Here is a 20,323-nt window from a genome sequence, read left to right as displayed (position 1 = left end):
CCGGCCGACGCCACCGCTGTGGAGGTGTTTTACGTACAAGCCCCCAGATTCTGATCAAACTCACCCCTTGGGCAGCGCCGCGCGCACCTGTGGCAAAGTGGCCGCCACCATCGCCTCGACCCCCTGCGCGGTGGGGTGGATGTGATCGGGCAGTTGCAGCGCGGGTTTGTCATAGATCGGTTGCAGGAAAAACGGCACCAGCACCGCCCCATGGCGCCGCGCCGCACGGGCAAACACAGGATTGAATTTGCCCGCATAGTCCGGCCCCATATTGGGCGCGGCCAACATTCCCATCACCACCACCGGAATCCCGCGCGCCTTGAACGCGGCCAGCATGGCAGTCACATTTTCGTCGGTCTTTTCCGGCGGCAATCCGCGCAACATGTCATTGCCGCCCAGCGACATCAGCACCAGATCGACGCGCCCCGCGCCCTTCAGCGCAAAGTCCAGCCGGGCGCGGCCATCCTCGGTCGTGTCGCCGGACACGCCCGCGTTGATCACCGTGGCATTCACCCCCGCCAGCCGCAGCGCCGCCTGCATCCGCGCCGGATAGGATTGCTGGGGCCGCAGCCCATATCCGGCAAACAGACTGTCACCCAGCGCCAGAATGCGGCGTTCGGGCCCTTGGGGCGCGGGCACTTCGGGCGGCAAAGGCGCGTCACTGACCGCCGCCTGCGGGGCCCCACCACCCATGCCGCCACCCTGTTCGGGCGCGGACGCCTGTTTGCCACATCCCGCCAGCAACAGCGCCGATGCCACCATCACCATCCCGCCGCGCGTCAACCGTTGCCCGAACATGCCTGCCTATCCTGTTGCGCCACGCCGGATGTCCGGCGCGACCTGTCACAAAATGTCGCTGCCCCTTGGCCGCCCTTGCGGCGGCGGGGCGCGCTGCCCATACATATCGGCATGACACAGCCCCAGCACAAGAGCGCGCCTGCCCCCACCTCCGCCGATCTGGCCATCCACGCGCGGGGGCTGACCCTGACGCTGGGCAGTGGCGAGGGCGCCACGCCGATCCTGCGGGGCGTGGATCTGGACGTGCCAACAGGGCAGACGGTGGCGCTGCTGGGGCCATCTGGTTCGGGCAAAAGCAGCCTGATGTCGGTACTGACCGGGCTGGAACGCGCCAGCGGCGGCAGCCTGATGGTGGCGGGCGCGGATTTTTCCGCCCTGTCCGAAGACGCACTGGCCCGCGCCCGGCGGGGGCGGATTGGCGTGGTGTTACAGGCGTTTCACCTGCTGCCCACGATGACCGCGCTGGAAAATGTGATGACGGCCATGGAACTGGCGGGCATCCCCGATGCCGCCGCCCGCGCCCGTGCCGAACTGGAAGCGGTGGGTCTGGGCCACCGGTTGCGCCATTATCCCACGCAAATGTCGGGGGGCGAGCAACAGCGCGTGGCGATCGCCCGCGCGCTGGCCCCGCGCCCAACGCTGTTGTTTGGCGATGAACCGACCGGCAATCTGGACGCGGCGACCGGGCAGGCGGTGATCGAATTGCTGTTGGCGCGGCGGGCCGAAACCGGGGCCACGCTGATCCTGATCACCCATGACGAAGCGCTGGCCCAACGCGCCCAGCGCATCATCCGCATCGCCGATGGCCGCATCGCCAGCGACACCCTGACAGACGCCAGCGACACACTGACGGGCAACGCGGCATGAGCGCCCTGTCATGGGGCGCGGCATGGCGCATCGCCCGGCGAGACCTGTCGGCGCGGTTCCGGGGCTTGCGGCTGTTGCTGGTGTGCCTGTTTCTGGGCGTGGGTGCGCTGGCCGCGATCGGCACGCTGACGGGGGCGATCCGTGACGGGCTGTCATCGCGCGGGCGCGCCATTCTGGGCGGAGACGTGCAGGTGACGGTGTGGCAACGCCCCTTCACCGCCGCTGAACAGGCCGCCTTTGCCCGGATCGGCACGGTGTCGGACGGGCGGCGGTTGCAGGCCATGGCCAGCCACGGCGACACATCGGCCCCGGTGCAGTTAAAGGCAGTGGATGGGCATTGGCCGCTGGTCGGGCGGCTGACTTTGGCCGATGGGCGCAGCGTGGGCGCCCCCGCCCCCGGCAGCGCGTGGATCGCCAGTGGGGCCGCCGCGCGGTTGGGGCTGAAGACGGGCGATACATTCGCCATCGCGGGCCGCCCGTTGCGCGTGGGCGGCATCATCAGCGCCGAACCCGATGGCCTGGGCGAAGGCTTTGCGCTGGGCCCGACGGTGATTGTCGATGCGGCCTTTCCGGATCAGGCGGGGCTGTTGTCGCTGGGATCGATGTATCGCAGCCGGGTGCGCATCGCCTGCGCCGCCACCTGCGACGCCACCGCCACGGCGGACGCCTTGACCAAGGCGTTCCCCGATGGCGGGTTTGACATCCGCACCCGCGACAAAGCCGCGCCGGGGGCCGAGACTTTTGTCGCGCGCATGGGCGATTTCCTGATTTTGGTGGGCCTGTCGGCGCTGATGATCGCCGGATTGGGCATCGGCGGCGGCACGGCCAGCTATCTGGAGGCGCGGCGCGGGGCCATCGCCACGTTAAAGGTCATGGGCGCGACCAGCGCCGACATCGCCCGCATCTATGTCCTGCAAATCGGCGCGGCGGCGCTGGTGGGCAGTCTGGCGGGGCTGTTGGCGGGCGTGGCGGCGTTGCCGCTGTTGCTGCGCGCGCTGGCGGGCGGGATGATGGCGGGAGCGTTACCCATGGACCCGGGGCTGATGCTGGACGGCTGGGCGCTGGCGCGGGCGGCGGCTTGGGGCCTGCTGGTGGCGCTGGTCTTTGCCGCGCCGCCACTGGCCGCGGCGCGTGATTTCCCCGCGATGGCGCTGTTCCGGGCAAAGGTCGCGCCGCTGGCCGGAGGCTTGCGCACGGCGGCGTGGCCGGTGGCGCTGGGCGTGGGCGGCATTGTCGCGCTGGCCTTTGCGGGCGCCAGTCAGCCGCTGGTGACGGCGGTGTTTCTGGGCGGCGCGGCGGGCTTGCTGGGGCTGTTGGCGCTGCTGGGCGTGGGCATCCGCGTGGTGGCGCAGCGTCTGCCGCGCCCGGCCCATCCGCTGGCGCGCATGGCGCTGGCCAATCTCTATCGCCCCGGCGCACAGACCGGGCGGCTGGTGACGGCGCTGGGCTTTGGCCTGTCGGCCTTTGTCGTGCTGGCGGTGGTGCAGACATCACTGGACGGCAATATCGCCGCCCGCGTGCCGCAAAAAGCGCCCGACTATTTCGCCATCGACCTGCAACCGGGCGCGCAAAGCGCGTTTCGCGCCGCCGTGGCGGCTCAGGCGCCGGGGGCCAGCGTATCGATGGTGCCAACCCTGCGCGGGGCCATTCTGGCCTATGGTCCGGCGGGGCGGCAGACGCGGGTGGCCGACATGGCCGACATTCCACAGGACGCATGGCAATTGCGGGGCGAGCGCGGCCTGACCTTTGCCGACACCCTGCCCGAGGGCAATGTGGTGACGCAGGGCGCGTGGTGGCCGCGCGGCTATAGCGGCGAACCGCTGGTGTCGGTCGACGCCAAACTGGCCGAAGCGACCGGCATGAAGGTGGGCGACACCATCACCATCGGCCTGCTGGGCGCCGAGCGCACCGCCCGTATCGCCAATCTGCGGCGGATCGACTGGCAGAGTTTTGGCTTCAACTATGTGCTGGTGTTTTCGCCCAATGCGCTGGCCGATGCGCCGTTCAAATATGCCGCCACGATCAGCCTGCCGCGCGTGGCGGGCTGTGCCGGGGATGGCTGTGCCGCCGCCCCCGCGCCCGGCCTGTTGCGCGCGCTGACTCGCCAATTCCCCACCAGCAGCGTGGTCGAGGTGGGGCCACTGCTGCGCGATGCGCGGGGGCTGTTGACGCAATTGAGCGATGCCATTCTGGCCGCGGCAGGCATCGCGGTGCTGGCGGGGATCGCGGTGTTACTGGGGGCGATTGCGGCGGCGCGGGCGGCGCGGTTGTATGACAACACCATCCTGCGCGTGCTGGGCGCCAGCCGGGGGCAATTGCTGGGGCTGATGCTGGGCGAATATGGCGCGCTGGCGCTGGTGCTGGCGCTGGTGGCGCTGGGCGTGGGCAGCGGCCTTGGCTGGCTGATCGTGGTGCAACTGTTCAGCTTTGACTTCATGCCCGCATGGGGCCGCGTCATGGGCGTGCTGGGCGCTGGATTGGCGCTGGTGCTGGGCTTTGCGCTGGGGGCGTCATTGCCGCTGTTGCGCACCCGCCCCGCCGCCGCCCTGCGTGAGTTGTAAGGCGTGAATTGTAAAGCAAAAGGGGCGGGTCAGCGCCCGCCCCTTTCATCCTGCACGCCGCCGGCGATCAGGCGAAAACGTCGGCCATATTGCCGTCCAGCGGATCGTCGCCATACTGGTTCGGCCCGCGCGTGCCAGACAGGCACATGAACACAAACACCACCAAACCACCGACATAGGGGACAAAGTTCAACAGATACATCCACCCGCTCTTGTCCTGATCGTGAAAGCGGCGGACGGTGACGGCAATGTTGGGCACCAGCGAGCCCAGCCAGAACACCACCAGCAAGCCGCCAAACAGGATCATCAGCGGGCTGGGCCCGTCAATGCCAAAGCTGTCGGGATTGCTCCAAGGGAATTGCGTGGCCATCAGCACCATGATCACCACCGCCACCAGCGCCTGAAACAGCGCGAACATCCAATATTCCTTGCGGCGCGAACGGCCCGAAAAATCGGCATAGCGCCGGTATGGCATCAACATGAATTCCATGGACATTCCCCCTTGTACGCACATGGCCCGGGCGCCGTCCCGCGCCCGTCCCGGCCCATCGCCACAGGACACCACGTTTGCCCGAACAAGGCAAATATTTCTGCCACATCGGCAAATCGGCGGGCACGAAAAAGGGGGCGGTTTGACCCGCCCCCTTCGTATTCAACCGATGATCGCGCGATCTGGCCCGCTCAATACTTCCACAGGGCCGACACGCCATAGGTGCGCGGCGTGTTGACATAGCCCGAAATCGACCCCTGCTGTGCCGGGCTGTCAAACACCACCGAGATATAGCGGTCATTCGTCAGGTTGCGGCCCCACACGGCAAATTCCAGCCCATTGTTCAGCTTCCACGACAGCGAGGCGTCGATCTGGCTGACGGTACGGCGATAGGGCCGCGCGGCATTCAGCGCCGCCGACACGCCCGCCGACAGAAAGCCGGGCAGGCCATCCTGAATTTGCACCGGCGATTCATAATGCCAATCCCCGCGCAAGATCACATGGTGGCCATTGGGCAGCACATGGTCCCAGGTCGCCGCCAGCGTCATCGAGAGCGGCGCAATCCCCGCCGGCGTCATCCCCGACACATTGCCAAAGGACGAGTTGGTGAAGCTGTCATACTTGGGCACCAGATAGGTGAGCGATTGCGACAGCGTCAGTTCGCGCGTGGGACGCACCTGACCCTCGAACTCGAAACCATAGACCGATTCCTTGTCCGCGTTCAGCAGGTCAAAGCCGGTGCCAGTAAAGATGTTCGACTGGAAGCCCTTGATCTGCTGATAAAAGGCCGCAATGTTGACCGAGGCCAGACCCCAGTTGCCCTTCAGCCCCAGCTCATACACGGTCGACTTTTCCGGCTGGGCATAGCGGCCACCACCAGCGACATAGCGCAGGTTGGTCGTCGCCAGACCGCCCGCCGCAATCGCCGCCGAATCCGACAAGGCCGGGCGGCTGTCGCGCGACAGGTTGATCGAGGCCGCCTTGAACCCGGTCGCGATGCTGGCATACATGTTCAGCTGCGGCGAGACGGTATAGGCCAGACGCGCCGTGAACGAGAGGTTGTCATCGCTGACCCGGCCCGATTCCACCGCATTGGGCACGTTCAGGAAGGGCGGCATGAACTGCAACGCGCGCAGCGCCGCCAGCGGGTTGACCGCCGCATTGTTCATGTTGGCGCTGGCATAGGCCGCGGCCGTTGTGGTGGGCATCCCCGCCGCCACCGCGCCGCCATACAGCAACTGATAACGCAACGGCGCATAGGCGGCCGCGTTCAGGTTGATCCCAGAAAAGGCGTCCGACGACACCGTGCCGGTCGAAAACCGCTTAGAATCCTTTGTATAGTTCAACCCGCCGGTAAAGGTCAGCCGGTCGGTCAGCTTGAAATCAATCTGGCCGAACACCGAAATGCTCTCGTCCTTCATGGCATAGGCCTTGTTCAGGCCGGTGCCGCTGGCGAAAAAGCGGTTGGTGTATTTGGTCGGATTGCCTTCCAACGCGCCAAAAGTCCCCTCCAGCAGGGCGACGTTCAGCGTGTTGCTGCTGGCCCCGCGGATCAGCTGATCGGCATAGGTGCGCATCTGCGAGCCATACAGCAACTGCCCGGTCTGGCTGATCTTCTCGTTGAAGTAATAGGCTCCCAGCAACAAGCTGGCCCGATCGTTCAGCTTGGCCGACAGGCGCAGTTCCTGCGTAAAGGTGGTGTCGGTGATGTCCGCCATGTTGCGCGACAGCAGGTCGGCGCTGGTAAAGTCGGAATCCTGATTGTTGTAATTGGTGTTCTTGCGCCACGCGGTGATCGAAGTCACCTTGACCCCGGCGATGGTGTGGTCAATCTGGGCCGACACGCCATAATCGCGGATACGGTTGATCGAGCCGAAATTGGTATAGACATCGCCATAGATATCGCTGGTCGGGTTCACCTTGCCGCCGATCGCGCGGATCACCGATGTCGTGCTGGACGAGAGCAGGTTGACCACCGCGCAGCAGTTCTCATCGATCGTGCTGTAATCGGCGATCAGTCGGACGCGCGGGCCATCCGCCGGGGCGAACAGCAACTGGCCACGCATAAAGCCGCGCTTGCGGTCGTTGACGTCCTGCCCGCTGCCCGCGTCATGCACCACGCCATCGCGCCGGTTGTACCCACTGGCCAGCGAAAAGGCCAGATTGTCGGTCAACGGCCCGGTCATCGTGCTCTTGATCACCAGCGCGTTGTAATTGCCGTAGGACACTTCCAACGACCCGCCGTGCTTGAACTGCGGCTCGGCGGTGGTGACCGAGATCACGCCCGCGCTGGCGTTCTTGCCAAACAGGGTGGATTGCGGCCCGCGCAACACCTCGACGCGGCGGATGTCGGGAAAGTCGGAGATCTGAGCGGCGCTGCGCGAGCGGTACACGCCGTCGATGAACACGCCCACGCTGGGTTCGATACCGGCATTATTCGCGCCATTGCCAAAACCGCGAATCAGGAAGTCGGTCTGGGCGCTCGATTGGTGCTCGGACACCCGCAGGGACGGCACCAGAGTCGATAAATCGTTAATATCGCGCACATGGGCGCGGGCGATCTCGGCCGCGGTGGTGACCGACACGGCCACGGGCACCTGTTGCAGCGTCTGTTCGCGCTTGGTTGCGGTCACGACGATCTCGTTGCCGGTCGATTCCGGCACGGGGGCGGCGGCCGGAGCGGCGTCGGCGGCCTGCGCCGTCCCGACCCAACCCACTGGCAAAGCACAGCAAACACTCATAACCGCGCGGACCATCACGGCGCGCGAAGCTGCCAATTTCAGCGTATCCCTCAGCATCCCAATAGTCCCCCTTTGGTCCCGTTCCCCTGCCCAGACCCGGCCAAAAGTCCCCTGTTGGGCGCACGAAACGGTATTTTCATATGTGTTAGGGCGTGCAGCGACCATGCTCAATCTCAAATTGTGACATTATTGTCAGCAATCCCCCGCAGATTTGCGCCTTGCATATGCCGCCCACCGCTTGCCCAATTCAGCGGTCTGGTCTAGGGGCGGCTCCATGTTGCGGTGCAAAAGCTATGGGTGATCCCTGCCTGCCCGCATAGACCAGAACCTCTTACCGGAAGTTTACCATGTCCTCCGCGCCCCTGCCGCTGCGTAACATCGCGATCATCGCCCACGTTGACCACGGGAAAACCACCCTCGTCGACCAGCTTTTCCGCCAGTCCGGCACGTTCCGCGACAACCAGCGCGTCGAAGAGCGCGCGATGGACAGCAACGATCTGGAAAAAGAGCGCGGGATCACCATCCTCGCCAAGCCGACCTCGGTGGAATGGACGCCGCCGGGTTCGGATCAGGCGGTGCGCATCAACATCGTCGACACCCCCGGCCACGCCGACTTCGGCGGCGAGGTGGAGCGCATCCTCTCCATGGTCGATGGCGTGATCCTGCTGGTCGACAGCTCGGAAGGCGCGATGCCGCAGACCAAGTTCGTCACCGGCAAGGCGCTGGCGCTGGGCCTGCGCCCGATCGTCGTGGTGAACAAGGTCGACCGCCCCGATCAGCGCATCCAGGAAGTGCTGGACGAAGTGTTCGACCTGTTCGTGTCGCTGGACGCGGACGATGAGCAGCTCGACTTCCCGGTCCTGTTCGCCTCGGGCCGTAATGGTTACGCCAGCGACGATGCCAGCCGCCGCGAAGGCACGCTGGAGCCGATGTTCCAGAAGATCGTCGACCATGTGCCGCCGCCCGCGCTGGACGTGGACGCGCCCTTCACCTTCCTGGCGACGCTGCTGGACCGCGACAACTTCCTGGGCCGCGTGCTGACCGGCCGCGTCCAGTCGGGCATCATCAAGGTCAACGACCCGATCCGCGCGCTGGACATGGACGGCAATGTGATCGAAACCGGCCGCGCCTCCAAGCTGATGGCGTTCCGTGGCCTTGACCGCGTGCCGGTCGAGGAAGCGCGCGCTGGCGACATCATCAGCCTTGCCGGTCTGTCGGTGGCAACGGTGGCCAACACGGTCGCCGCCCCCGAAGTGACCGTGCCGATCAAGGCCCAGCCGATCGACCCGCCCACGCTCTCGATGCGTTTTGCGGTGAACGATTCGCCCATGGCCGGCCGCGAAGGCAGCAAGGTCACCAGCCGCATGATCCGCGACCGTCTGGAGCGCGAAGCGGAATCGAACGTCGCCATCAAGATCACCGAAAGCGCCGACAAGGACAGCTTTGAAGTGGCGGGCCGTGGCGAATTGCAGCTGGGCGTGCTGATCGAAACCATGCGCCGCGAAGGCTTTGAGCTGGGCATTAGCCGCCCCCGCGTGCTGTTCGGCGAAGACGAGGACGGCAACCGCACCGAGCCCTATGAGACCGTTCTGGTCGACGTGGACGAGGAATTTGCCGGCACCGTCGTCGAGAAGATGGCCAACCGCAAGGGCGAGATGACCGACATGCGCCCCTCGGGCGGTGGCAAGACCCGCATCAGCTTTGTCGCGCCCTCGCGCGGGCTGATCGGCTACCACGGCGAATTCCTGTCCGACACGCGCGGCACCGGCATCATGAACCGCCTGTTTGACAAATACGGCCCCCACAAGGGCAAGATCGAAGGCCGCAAGAACGGCGTGCTGATCTCGAACGGCACCGGCGAAGCGGTGGCCTATGCCCTTGGCCCGCTGGAAGAGCGCGGCATCCTGTTCGTAGGCGTGGGCGAAGCGCTGTACGAAGGCATGATCATCGGCGAAAACGCCAAGCCGGAAGACCTTGAGGTCAACCCGATGAAGTCCAAGCAGCTGACGAACTTCCGCTCGTCGGGCAAGGACGACGCCATCCGCCTGACCCCGCCCAAGGTGATGACGCTGGAACAGGCCATCGCCTATATCGACGACGACGAAATGGTCGAAGTCACCCCCAAGTCCATCCGCATCCGCAAGGCGATCCTGGACCCCAACGAACGCAAAAAGGCCAGCCGCAAAAAGGACTGAGCCTGACGCGAAAGTTGCGTGAGACACAAAAAAGGCCGGATGGGGATGCCCCGTCCGGCTTTTTTTTGTTTGGGGTTTTGGAAGGGGAAAGATGCCTCCGGCGGGCAAAGGGCGGGGGCCGTTTGCAATCCCGATACTTCCCTCTGAACAAATTTTATGACATTTTCATCCAATGCACATCCCTCATCCCATTACAAAAGCATTAGCCAGCACAAAAGGGCGAATTTTAGCAGGTATTGCATTCGTCGGCGCAGTTATAAATGGTATTCCACTCGGCAATTTTGGTGAATTTTCTTTACCAAAAGCAGCTTTAATTTTCACCGCAGCCCTTACTTGGATCTTTGCGGAAATTTCGGATCAAAAAATCCCAAGCCCAGCAGACATCGAACTCTTTAAAAGAATATGCGATTCATTCGATCAATCGCTTTTAGATTTTTTAAAAGACCACGATTTCAAATCTAGTTTTAAAAGTGAAGAAACATATCCTATAGGATATATTGCTCACATGCACGGACCATATGACACTTTCTCTGACATAATTATTCAAGAGCATTGGAACAAAATAAAAATCAAGGCAAAGGCGCTTTCAATACTCATTTCTTACAATGCTAACTCAACACATCGCGGAGATAGACTTTCCATCATCCCTCAAGATTTCGATGAATGGCAGGTAAATAAAGACGTTTATGAAAAAATAAAAACAATAAACGAAGGATGCACCGATTTATACGATTCATTCACGTCATTCTCCTTACTTTGCCGATCGCGCTTAGCACTATAAACAAAACCCCTGTCCTACACCCCGCCCCCTGCGGTACACCCCATGCCATCCTCCGCCATGCCCCACGCGCACAGGCAGGTGGTGGGGTGACAGGTCGGCGCTGGTGGCCGTGGGGGCAGAGCTTCACCCCCCCACACCGCGCCCGTAACCGCAGACGGCACACCCCGGCAGGCGCCCCACAGCGAGGCCCGCGCGCCCGCCCGCCGATCTGCCACAGGGTCGCGCCGGTCAGACTGCTCACGCCCGCCGGCCATTCGCATCGGGGCAGAGCCAAAGCTCTGACAGGGGGCCGCCACACAGCCCCCGGCACAGGGCGCCCCAGCGCCGGCCTGACATGCCCGCCTTTGCCACGCGCCCCTTGGCCGCCCACGCGCGCCAAGGGTATCCGCGCAGGATCGCAGTTTACCCGGCATTAAGCATTTGGTTTGGCAAACGCGAAACCGCGCATCCGTATAACAACGTATATGACGCCTGCGCTTTTCCGTTCCGCCCTCCCCCGCCTGCCGCATCTGTCCGGCATGGCCGCGCTGTTGCTGAGCGTTGCGCCATCGGTTGCGCAGGCCGCCCAACCCTCCGCCACCAAGGCTGGCGTTGCGGTGTCAGAGGTCATCGCGCCCATCACCCTGTACCACGCCCGCAACCACGGCGCGGTGGTCAGCGCCATCGCCAGCAACGGGCGCAGCCGCGCCTCTGGCAATGCCGAACTGTCCTTTGGCAAGTTCACCGCAGGCCCCGCCGGCGGCACGGTCACAGTCAGCGCCAGCGGGTCGGGCAGCACGGGCGGCGACACGCGCTTTGTCCCCGGCTCCTCGGTCAGCGAGGATGAATTCCAGGTGACAGGCGACCCTTCGCGCGCTTTCTCGATCGCCACGACCAGCGGCACGGTCACGCGCGGCAGCGCCTCGATGAGCTTTTCGACCAGCCCTTCGGCGCTCAGCGGCACGTTGAGCAACGCGGGCGCGGGCAGCTTTACCGTGGGCGGCACGCTGACTGTCCCGGCGGCAATCGCACCGGGCGTCTACACCGGCAGCTATTCGGCCATGGTCGCCTATAACTGAGCCTTGCCATGGTAAACGCGGCGCTAACGTCATTCTGCGCCTGACGCAAAACCCAATCCACGCAATGCCTTAACGCCCGTTTAGCGCATTACTGAAGACCATCGCAAACCCAAGCCCGCACAATGGCGGGCATGGTCCAGTTTCCCCTCTCCCCCTGCCGCTCACCCATGCGGCGCCTGATGATCACCGCCGCGCTATTGTGCACGGCGGTTGCCGGCACGGCCCACGCGGGCGGCAATGCCTCTGCCCGGTCGGGCGATGCCACGGCGCGGGTGGTCAGCCCCGTCACCCTGATCCACGGCCGCATCGCCACCGGGCTGATGGCCGCGGCCAGCACCACCCAATCAGTTGCCTCGGCCACGCTCTCCTTTGGCAAGTTCACCACCGGCAGCGGCGGCGGCCATGTCACGGTCTCGACCGGCAGCAGCGGGTCGGTGGCGGGCGATGTGCAATTCGTCAGCGATTCCTCGGTCAGCGCCGATGTGTTCTCGATCACCGGCGATGCCCAGCGTGCCTATACCGTGGCCACCACCAGCGGCACCGTCACTTACGGCAACTACAGCATGAGCTTTACCACCACCCCGTCCAAATCCGCCGGGACGTTGAACATTCTGGGGCGCGATACCTTTACCGTCGGCGGCACGCTGGAAGTGCCCGCCCAGATCGCGCCGGGCGTCTATAGCGGCAGCTATGCCGCGCTGTTGACCTATAACTGAACACAGCATCCCCTGTTTGGGGGCGGGCGGCCAGCGTGCCGCCTGTGGGGCGTCGACCGGCTGGTTGGCGCCCATTTTGCCATTTTTCGCACATTATTCAGGCTTTTGCCTGCCATGCTTAATGCAAGGTAGCGGAATCGCGTTAACACTTCTCTGCGTTCAGAATGGGCATTTTCCCGCGCCGCACACAGGCTTTTGCCGATGATTGCAGATTTTTTACAGGCAAAAAGCCCGGATTTCTGCGGCTGTTGCGCGTTACCGGGCCGTTAACCTGTTGTTAGCCAGCCCCCTTACCACTCGTTAAACAGTGTTACCCGTAGTTCTCCGGGCATGGAAACGACCACCGCCCTCGCTCGTCACCCTGCCCAGCCCGCTACGCTGGCCCTGTTGCTGACCGCCATTGCCCTGCTGGCCGCGCCCCACAGCGCGCTGGCCGCCAGCGGCAACACCAGCACCAAGGCAGGCGCGTCGACCGCTCAGGTGGTCAAGCCGATCCGCCTGATCCATGGCAGCAGCAGCGGCGAAGGCCATGAAGATGATGACGATGATGACGATGATGATGACCACCACGGCTCGTCCTCCTCGTCCTCGGGCAGCGCAGCGCTCTCGTTTGGCAAGTTCACGGTGGGCACCGGCGGCACGGTGGTCGTCAGCACCTCGGGCAGCGGCACGGCGACCTCTGGCGTGCGCTTCGTCCCCGGATCGTCCACCACGGCGGACTCGTTCCGCGTGACGGGCGATCCCAACCGCGCCTTTGCCATTGCCACCACCAGCGGCACGGTGACGCGCGGCTCGCGCTCGATGAGCTTTACCACCACGCCCTCGCGTCTGAATGCCACGCTCAGCGGCAGCGGCAACGGCAGCTTTACCGTGGGCGGCACGTTGACGGTGCCCTCGACAATTACCCCCGGTGTCTACACCGGCAGCTATTCAGCGATGGTCAGCTATAACTGACCGATCTGGATCCCTGGCGCGGTCGCAAGGGAAAGGGGCGTTCTTCTGGACCAGAAGAGCGCCCCTTTTTAGCACCCCGTCCCGGCGGCCAGAACGGCCACCGGGGATCAGGGGATCAGCTTACCACTTCACGCCAACGCGGGCGTAGAGATAGCGCCCGTTATACCCAAACGGCGAGTAATAGGGGAAAGCCACCACGCCATTGCTGTTCAGCGAGGCCGGCGTTGCATCGGGATAGACATCCAGCAGATTGTTGGCGCCCAGCGCGAAATTGAACCCGCTGCCCTTGGGCGCGAAACGCACTTCCAGATCGGTCACCGCATGACGGCCCGTGCGATAGTCGCTGGCCGCCGCGCTGCCCACCACGGTGACATTGCCGTAATAGCTGACCCGCGCCGTGGCCGAGACCGCCCCATGGCTCCAGTCCACCGAGCCGACGATCTTTTCCCCCGGCGTGCCCTGCTGGATCGCGCCGATGCGGCTGCGGGCAAACAGGGTGGGCGTGGGGGTCAGCGCAACGGCGGTGTTGGTAGGCACCGAATCCACGGTCACCTTGTTGACATTGCCCGACAGGGTAAAGTCAAAGGTGCCGACCGGCGTTTCCTTCAGCTTGTAATGGGCCACAACATCAATGCCCTGCGTGGTGACATGCAGACCGTTGATGAAGAAGCGCGCCGCCTGCGCCCCCGTGCCGGTGCTGGCCAGCAGAGTGGACACCTGCGAGCTGAAGCTGGCCGCGATGTTTTCCGACAAGGCCAGCGCGTCACGCACCTTGATCAGATAGCCATCGACCGTGATGTCCAGCCCGCCCAGACGCACCACCGTCCCGGCCGAGAAGTTCACCGACTTTTCCGGGCGCAGCGCCACGCCGCCCAGCGCCGTACCCACCGCGCTGACCGAAGGGAACGTGCCGGTCAGCTGCACCACGCCGCTGGTCACGACCGAGCTGATCGAGGTGTAATACTGCTGCTGCAGCGAAGGCGCGCGGAAGCCCGTCGACACCGACCCACGCAGCGCCAGCGCGGGCGCGATGTCATAACGCGCCGACAGCTTGCCATTGGCGGTATCGCCAAAGTCGGCGTAATGTTCAAACCGCCCCGCGGCCCCCAGCAACAGCGCCTGCACCGGGCGAAGTTCCAGATCCAGATAGGCCGACAACGCGGTGCGGTTGGCATTCACCACATTGCGCGGCGAAAACCCGCCAAAGCCCTGCGCGCCCGGCGTCTGGGTCGGATAGGCCGTACCATAGTCATACGAGGCCGCCTCGCCCGCCTTGATGCCATAGGTTTCGCGGCGGAATTCCGCGCCCCACGCCACGTTCAGCCCCTGGCCCAAGTCAAACTTGCGCGATGCGTCCAGCCCGGCGGTCAACTGGCCATAGGACAACTCGCCGTCATAGAAACTGGTCTGGGTCGCCGCGCCATAGGTGTAATTGGCCGAATTGCGCGTGCGCAGCGAAATGACATTGCGGCCATAGCTGGCCTTGAGATCCATGGCCCAGCCGAACTGCTCACCCTTGATGCCCAGCGCGGTGGTAAAATCCTTCGAGCGGCTTTCGATCAGCGGCAGGAAACCGTTGGGGTAGAGCGTGCTCAGCCCCACCGCCGACATCGCGCTGGCCAGACGGGGGAAGGCCGCCGACTGGCTCTTGCGGTACTGCCACCCGGCCCAGCCATAGATCTGCGCGCCACTTTCCAGCGGCTTGCCGAAATTGGCATAGGCGGAATAGGAATCAACCTCTGGGTCGCCAAAGCGGGCGATCACCGCATTGGGCGTCACGCGCGGGTCCAGATCGGCGCGGTTGGTGGGCGAACGGTGGACATATTCCCCCGACAGCGTCAGGTAACCATCGCCCAGCAGCTTCATCCCCTGCCAGCCCGACACCTGATAGACCGGCTCACCCACGCGGCTGTGCGACCCGCGCGCGGCGGTGTAATTGGTGGCATGCACCCCGCCCGTGACGGTCAGCCCACCGCCATGATCGGCCGCGCGCAGGCGCAGGTTGACCACGCCCGCGATCGCGTCAGACCCATATTGCGCCGCCGCCCCATCGCGCAGCACCTCAACCGTTTCCAGCGCGGCGGTGGGGATGGTGTTCAGATCGACCGCGGCCGAACCGCGCCCGACCGTGCCGTTGACGTTCAGATAGGCCGAGCTATGCCCGCGCACGCCATTGATCAGCACCAGCGTCTGATCGGGCGAGAGGCCGCGCAACGTCGCAGGGCGGATGGCATCGGTGCCATCATTGGCCGAAGGGCGCGGGAAATCGATCGAGGGAGTGACATTGGCCAGCGCCGTGGCCAGTTCGGGCGTCCCCTGCCGCGAGAGCGAAGCTGCCGAGACAACATCGACCGGCACGGCCGTGTCCAGCTTGGACCGGGCGGCGGCGCGGCTGCCGGTAACGACGATATCACCGGGCGCGGGCGCGGCATCAGCGGCAAAGGCGGGAACGGCGATGGCAACAGCCAACAGGCTGGCCGAAACCAGCGAAATCTGACGAATAGGAGACATGACGACCTCATTTGTCGCAGGTAGGGAAGCCCCTGCGTTGGGCCGACATTGCGCTCTACCTGTGCGGTAGACAATAAACTTTGCCCTTCACTGACACAAGTGTTTCTATTTCCGAACATTCTGTTGCGATGCAGCAACAGCCCGGCCACCCGCGGCAGACACAACAACAGCCGGACAGGCTCCCGCACCATCCGGCTGTTGTTGCCGCACCCCACGATCGCGCCCATGCCCCTGCGGCCTGTGGGGAGCGCAGGGCATCGCGCAGACCGCCTTATGGCCCGGTGGATCAGGCCCTTATCACCCCGGCATGTGGGCCGCGTCCTGCGCCATCACCGCGGCAATCGCGGCAGGTAGGCTGGGATCGTCAATGGTCGGCGGCACGGTCCATGCCTCGCCATTGGCGATCTTGCGCAACAGGTTGCGCAAGATCTTGCCCGATCGCGTCTTGGGCAGGGCCTGAACCACATGCGCGGTCTTCAGCGCCGCCACCGCGCCCAGTTCGGCCCGCACGGCCGCGATCACCCGCTTGGCCGTGGTGGGGTCATTTTCCGCGCCAGCGCGCGGCACGACAAAGGCGATCGGCACCATGCCCTTGATCGCGTCATCCGCGCCGATCACCGCGCATTCGGCAATGCCGTCCTGCGCGGCGACGATCTGCTCCATCTGGCCGGTGGACAGGCGGTGCCCGGCCACATTGATGATGTCATCGGTGCGGCCCATGATGTGGATGAACCCGTCGGCGTCGATGAACCCGGCATCGCCCGTCTCGTACCAACCGGGGAAAGCGGCAAAATTCTTTTCCCAGCCCGCCTTGTTGTTCCACAATGTGCGGAAGGCGCCGGGCGGCAAGGGCTCGCGCACCGCGACAAAGCCCGAAGCCTCACGCCCCAGCGGTTTGCCATCATCGCCCAGAATGGCGAATTCATAGCCCGGCACCGGAAAGCCCGCGCTGCCCCGCCGCCGCCGCGTGTCGCCCAGCGCATAGCAGGTCGCCACCCCCGGCCAGCCCAGTTCGGTCTGCCACCAATGGTCGATGACAGGCAGGCCGGTCATCCCCTCGGCCCAGGCGATGGTGTCGGGATCGGCGCGCTCCCCCGCCAGAAAGATCACCCGGCATTCCCCCGTGCCAATCTGGCGCAGGAAATGTGCATCGGGGTCCTCCTTGCGCACGGCGCGGATGGCGGTGGGCGCGGTAAAGAACGCCTTGACCCCATGGCGGCTCATCACCCGCCAGAAGGTGCCCGCGTCAGGCGTGCCGACCGGCTTGCCCTCGAACAAGACGGTGGTCGCCCCCACCAGCAGCGGGGCGTAAACAATATACGAGTGGCCCACCACCCAGCCCACATCGGACGCGGCCCAGAACACATCGCCCTGCCCGATGCCATAGATATTGGCCATGCTCCATGTCAGCGCCACGGCATGACCGCCGTTTTCGCGCACAACGCCCTTGGGCGTGCCGGTGGTGCCGCTGGTATAGAGAATATACAGCGGATCATCGGCCGCCATCTCCGCCGCCGGGGGGACGGGATCAGCGGCGCATTGGCCATGCAGCGCCATCCAGTCGATGTCGCGCGGAGCGGTCAGTTCGCCGGACAAACGCTCGCGCTGGAACAGGACCACATGGTCGGGCTGATGCTGGGCCAGCGCCAATGCCTCGTCCACCATGGGCTTGTACGCGATGGTGCGCGCGCCCTCGATCCCGCAACTGGCGGTCAGCACGATGCGCGGGGTGGCGTCATCAATCCGCTTGGCCAGTTCCAGCGGGGCAAAGCCGCCAAACACCACCGAATGCACCGCCCCCAGCCGCGCACAGGCCAGCATGGCAAACACCGTCTGCGGGATCATCGGCATATAGATGATCACCCGGTCGCCGCGCGCCACATTCAGCCGCGCCAGCATGGCGGCCACGCGCCCCACCTCTGCCTGCAATTGGGCATAGGTCCAGGTCTGCACGGTGTCGGTCACGGGGCTGTCGTAGATCAGCGCCTGCGTTGCGCCGCGCCCGGCCTCGACATGGCGGTCGATGCAGTTATGGGCCGTGTTCAGCGTTGCGCCGGGAAACCAGCCGCGCCCATCGGCCCCGGCCGGATCATACGCGCAGCTGGGCGATTGCACCCAGTCCACCGCCTGAGCCGCCTGCATCCAGAACCCCTCGCGGTCGCTGATGCTCGCTTCAAAGCTGCGCGCGTATGCCTCACTCATCGCCATCCTCATGCGGTTTGCGCCGGGCGGTCGTTCTTATGCGTCCCGGCAAAGGGTCGGTCGGCCCCCGCCCGTTTTCGGCGCGGCGGGGGCCGGTGTCAGATCAACGAAACGTCTTGGACAGGATCACCAGCGTGGGATCGCCGTCAAACCCTTCGGGGGTAAAGCCCTTTTCGCGCTCCAGTTCGATCGCGGCGTGGTTGTCGCGGCTTTCGATCGAGATCACGCGGCGCACGCCCCGGCGCTCGGCCTCACGCGCCAGCAGGTCCAGCATCGCCCAGCCCACGCCCTGCCCACGGAAATCGGCGCGCACGGAAACGGCGACCTCGGCCGTGTCCAGCCGCCCGTCACAGGCCAGCAGGCCCGAGGCGACCAGTTCACCGCTGGCCCGGTCAAAGCCGATAAAGCTTTCCGAACGGAAGTGATCGGCATGCAGCAGCGGGTCCAGCTGTTCGTGGCTGACATGCTCACCAGCGGCAAAGAAACGGAAACGGCGGTCCTCGTCCGACACCTTGTCAAAAAAGGCCGAGAGCGCCGGCTCGTCCGCCTCGGTGGCGGGGCGGGCGTCGATCACCAGCCCCGAACGGGTGGCCAGCGCGATCATCTGGGCGGCGGAAGCGGTATCGGAAGTCATGAGGAAAACTCCATCGCATGTATGCTGGCGGCCCCATGCGCCAAACAAAACCGCCGCGCCTTGATCTGGGCCAAGAATGGCCGAAATCTGGGGCGCGGCGGGGTATTCAGGGATTAGTCGTCAATGCTGCGACGGAAGGTTTCAGGCAGGAACAACAGCCCCACCACCACCGTCACCGAAGCGATCAGGATCGGGTACCAAAGACCGTAATAGATGTCGCCGGTGGCCGCCACCATGGCAAAGGCGATGGTGGGCAGCAGGCCGCCGAACCAGCCATTGGCAATGTGATAGGGCAGCGACATCGAGGTGTAGCGGATCCGGCTGGGGAACAGTTCGACCAGCATCGCGGCGATCGGGCCATAGACCATCGTCACCAGGATCACGAGGTAGAACAGGATGGCGATGACCATCGGCTTGTTCATCTGGGCCATGTCGGCCTTGGCCGGATAGCCGGCGGCGGTCAGGGCCTTCTTGACGTCCTCGCCATAGGCCTTGATCGCGGCGGCGCGGTCCTTGCCGGTGACCATCGCCGGATCGGGCGCGGTCAGCGTGGTGCCACCGATCGAGATCGTCGCCAGCGTGCCCGCAGGGGCCGATTCATTGCGATAGTCGATGCCGTTCTTGGCCAGATAGGCCTTGGCGATGTCGCAGCTGGTGGTGTCGAACTTGTTCTTGCCCACAGGGTCGAACTGGACCGAGCATTCACCCGCATTGGCGATGACCGTCACCGGCGCCTTGGCCACAGCGGCCGAGAGCGCGGGGTTGGCCGCATCCGAGAGCGCATGGAAGGCCGGGAAATAGCTGACCGCGCCCAGCAGACAGCCGCCCAGAATGATGTACTTGCGCCCGATACGGTCCGACAGCCAGCCAAAGAAGACGAAGAACGGCGTGCCCAGCGCCAGCGCGATGGCGATCAGGATGTTGGTGGTAACGCCATCAACCTTCAGGATCTTTTCCAGATAGAACATGGCGTAGAACTGGCCGGTGTACCACACGACCGCCTGACCCATGCCGGCGCCAAACAGGCAGATCAGCACGAACTTCAGGTTCTTCCACTGGCCGAAGGCTTCGGTCAGCGGGGCCTTCGAGGTGGTGCCTTCGTCCTTCATCTTCTGATAGACGGGGCTTTCGTTCAGTTGCAGGCGGATCCACATCGACACGCCCAGCAGGATGATCGACACCAGGAACGGCAGACGCCAGCCCCAGGCGGCAAAGGCTTCCTCGCCGATGCCGGTGCGGAAACCGATCACCACCAACAGCGCCGCGAACAGGCCAAAGGTGGCCGTGATCTGGATGAAGCTGGTATAGAGGCCGCGCTTGTTGTCGGGAGCGTGTTCGGCGACATAGGTGGCAGCGCCGCCATATTCACCGCCCAGCGCCAGACCCTGCAAAATGCGCAAGGTCACCAGAATGATCGGCGAGGCGATGCCCATCGTCTCATACCCGGGCAGCAGGCCCACGGCAAAGGTCGACAGGCCCATGATGCCCATGGTGACAAGGAAGGTGTTCTTGCGCCCGACCAGATCGCCGATCCGGCCAAACACCAGCGCGCCAAACGGACGCACCACAAAACCGGCCGCAAACGCCGCCAGCGCCAGAATGAAGCCGGTGGTTTCATTCACGCCGGAAAAGAACACCTTGGCGATAAAGGTGGCCAGCAGGCCGTAGAGGTAGAAGTCATACCACTCGAACACCGTGCCGAGCGAGCTGGCGGTGATCACCAGCTTCTCGTCATGGGTGGCCGTGTGATGCTTGGGCAAGGAGTCGTAAGACGATGCCATGGCACACTCTCCAGGGGTTATGGGCTCTTGTGCG

At 64.6% G+C, this 20,323-nt stretch carries 14 protein-coding genes; 7 read left to right on the top strand and 7 right to left on the bottom strand.

What is annotated here, in order from left to right; translation table 11 throughout:
• Positions 1–60: 60 nt before the first annotated feature.
• Complete coding sequence (locus tag GTZ99_RS10020) at positions 61–798, bottom strand: arylesterase (protein ID WP_227711225.1); 738 nt, start codon at positions 796–798, stop codon at positions 61–63.
• A gap of 111 nt (positions 799–909) precedes the next feature.
• Between GTZ99_RS10020 and GTZ99_RS10015 the strand changes: the two genes are divergently transcribed.
• Both GTZ99_RS10015 and GTZ99_RS10010 read left to right on the top strand, forming a co-directional pair.
• The gene (locus tag GTZ99_RS10015; RefSeq protein WP_161718360.1) at positions 910–1,665 is read left to right on the top strand and encodes an ABC transporter ATP-binding protein; all 756 of its coding nucleotides are present in this window, start codon (positions 910–912) and stop codon (positions 1,663–1,665) included.
• Positions 1,662–4,226 (top strand): ABC transporter permease, encoded by a 2,565-nt coding sequence (locus tag GTZ99_RS10010; protein WP_161718358.1) that lies wholly within the window; start codon positions 1,662–1,664, stop codon positions 4,224–4,226. The genes GTZ99_RS10015 and GTZ99_RS10010 overlap by 4 nt, the downstream gene beginning before the upstream one ends.
• A gap of 67 nt (positions 4,227–4,293) precedes the next feature.
• Here GTZ99_RS10010 and GTZ99_RS10005 read toward each other — a convergent pair whose 3' ends face one another.
• Entirely contained in the window at positions 4,294–4,716 is a 423-nt protein-coding gene (locus tag GTZ99_RS10005; RefSeq protein ID WP_161718356.1) for a DUF805 domain-containing protein, read from the bottom strand.
• A gap of 191 nt (positions 4,717–4,907) precedes the next feature.
• On the bottom strand, positions 4,908–7,457 hold the full coding sequence (locus GTZ99_RS10000) for a TonB-dependent receptor (protein ID WP_161718354.1): 2,550 nt from the start codon (positions 7,455–7,457) through the stop codon (positions 4,908–4,910).
• Between the two features lie 347 nt (positions 7,458–7,804).
• Between GTZ99_RS10000 and typA the strand changes: the two genes are divergently transcribed.
• The 5 genes from typA to GTZ99_RS09975 all read left to right on the top strand — a co-directional run bounded on the left by typA (position 7,805) and on the right by GTZ99_RS09975 (position 13,161).
• The gene (gene typA / locus GTZ99_RS09995) at positions 7,805–9,652 is read left to right on the top strand and encodes a translational GTPase TypA (protein ID WP_455233736.1); all 1,848 of its coding nucleotides are present in this window, start codon (positions 7,805–7,807) and stop codon (positions 9,650–9,652) included.
• Between the two features lie 172 nt (positions 9,653–9,824).
• Positions 9,825–10,433 (top strand): hypothetical protein, encoded by a 609-nt coding sequence (locus tag GTZ99_RS09990; protein ID WP_161718352.1) that lies wholly within the window; start codon positions 9,825–9,827, stop codon positions 10,431–10,433.
• 464 nt (positions 10,434–10,897) lie between these two features.
• Positions 10,898–11,491, top strand: coding sequence for a DUF4402 domain-containing protein (locus GTZ99_RS09985; protein WP_161718350.1), 594 nt, complete (start codon positions 10,898–10,900; stop codon positions 11,489–11,491).
• 167 nt (positions 11,492–11,658) lie between these two features.
• Positions 11,659–12,207 (top strand): DUF4402 domain-containing protein, encoded by a 549-nt coding sequence (locus GTZ99_RS09980; RefSeq protein ID WP_161718348.1) that lies wholly within the window; start codon positions 11,659–11,661, stop codon positions 12,205–12,207.
• A gap of 330 nt (positions 12,208–12,537) precedes the next feature.
• The gene (locus GTZ99_RS09975; RefSeq protein WP_161718346.1) at positions 12,538–13,161 is read left to right on the top strand and encodes a DUF4402 domain-containing protein; all 624 of its coding nucleotides are present in this window, start codon (positions 12,538–12,540) and stop codon (positions 13,159–13,161) included.
• A gap of 120 nt (positions 13,162–13,281) precedes the next feature.
• On the opposite strand, the gene GTZ99_RS09970 is transcribed toward GTZ99_RS09975, so the two are convergent.
• From GTZ99_RS09970 to GTZ99_RS09955, 4 genes are all read right to left on the bottom strand, one after another.
• Positions 13,282–15,672, bottom strand: coding sequence for a TonB-dependent receptor plug domain-containing protein (locus GTZ99_RS09970; RefSeq protein WP_161718344.1), 2,391 nt, complete (start codon positions 15,670–15,672; stop codon positions 13,282–13,284).
• 297 nt (positions 15,673–15,969) lie between these two features.
• Positions 15,970–17,874 carry an AMP-binding protein gene (locus GTZ99_RS09965; RefSeq protein WP_161718342.1) on the bottom strand — a complete coding sequence of 635 codons (1,905 nt, stop codon included), beginning with the start codon at positions 17,872–17,874 and terminating at the stop codon, positions 15,970–15,972.
• Positions 17,875–17,977: 103 nt separating this feature from the next.
• Entirely contained in the window at positions 17,978–18,508 is a 531-nt protein-coding gene (locus GTZ99_RS09960; protein WP_161718340.1) for a GNAT family N-acetyltransferase, read from the bottom strand.
• Between the two features lie 113 nt (positions 18,509–18,621).
• Positions 18,622–20,289 carry an MFS transporter gene (locus tag GTZ99_RS09955; RefSeq protein WP_161718338.1) on the bottom strand — a complete coding sequence of 556 codons (1,668 nt, stop codon included), beginning with the start codon at positions 20,287–20,289 and terminating at the stop codon, positions 18,622–18,624.
• Positions 20,290–20,323: the final 34 nt, after the last annotated feature.

Source organism: Novosphingobium ovatum (assembly GCF_009909235.1).
GTDB lineage: Bacteria > Pseudomonadota > Alphaproteobacteria > Sphingomonadales > Sphingomonadaceae > Novosphingobium > Novosphingobium ovatum.
This window is presented reverse-complemented; position numbering and strand designations above follow the sequence as displayed.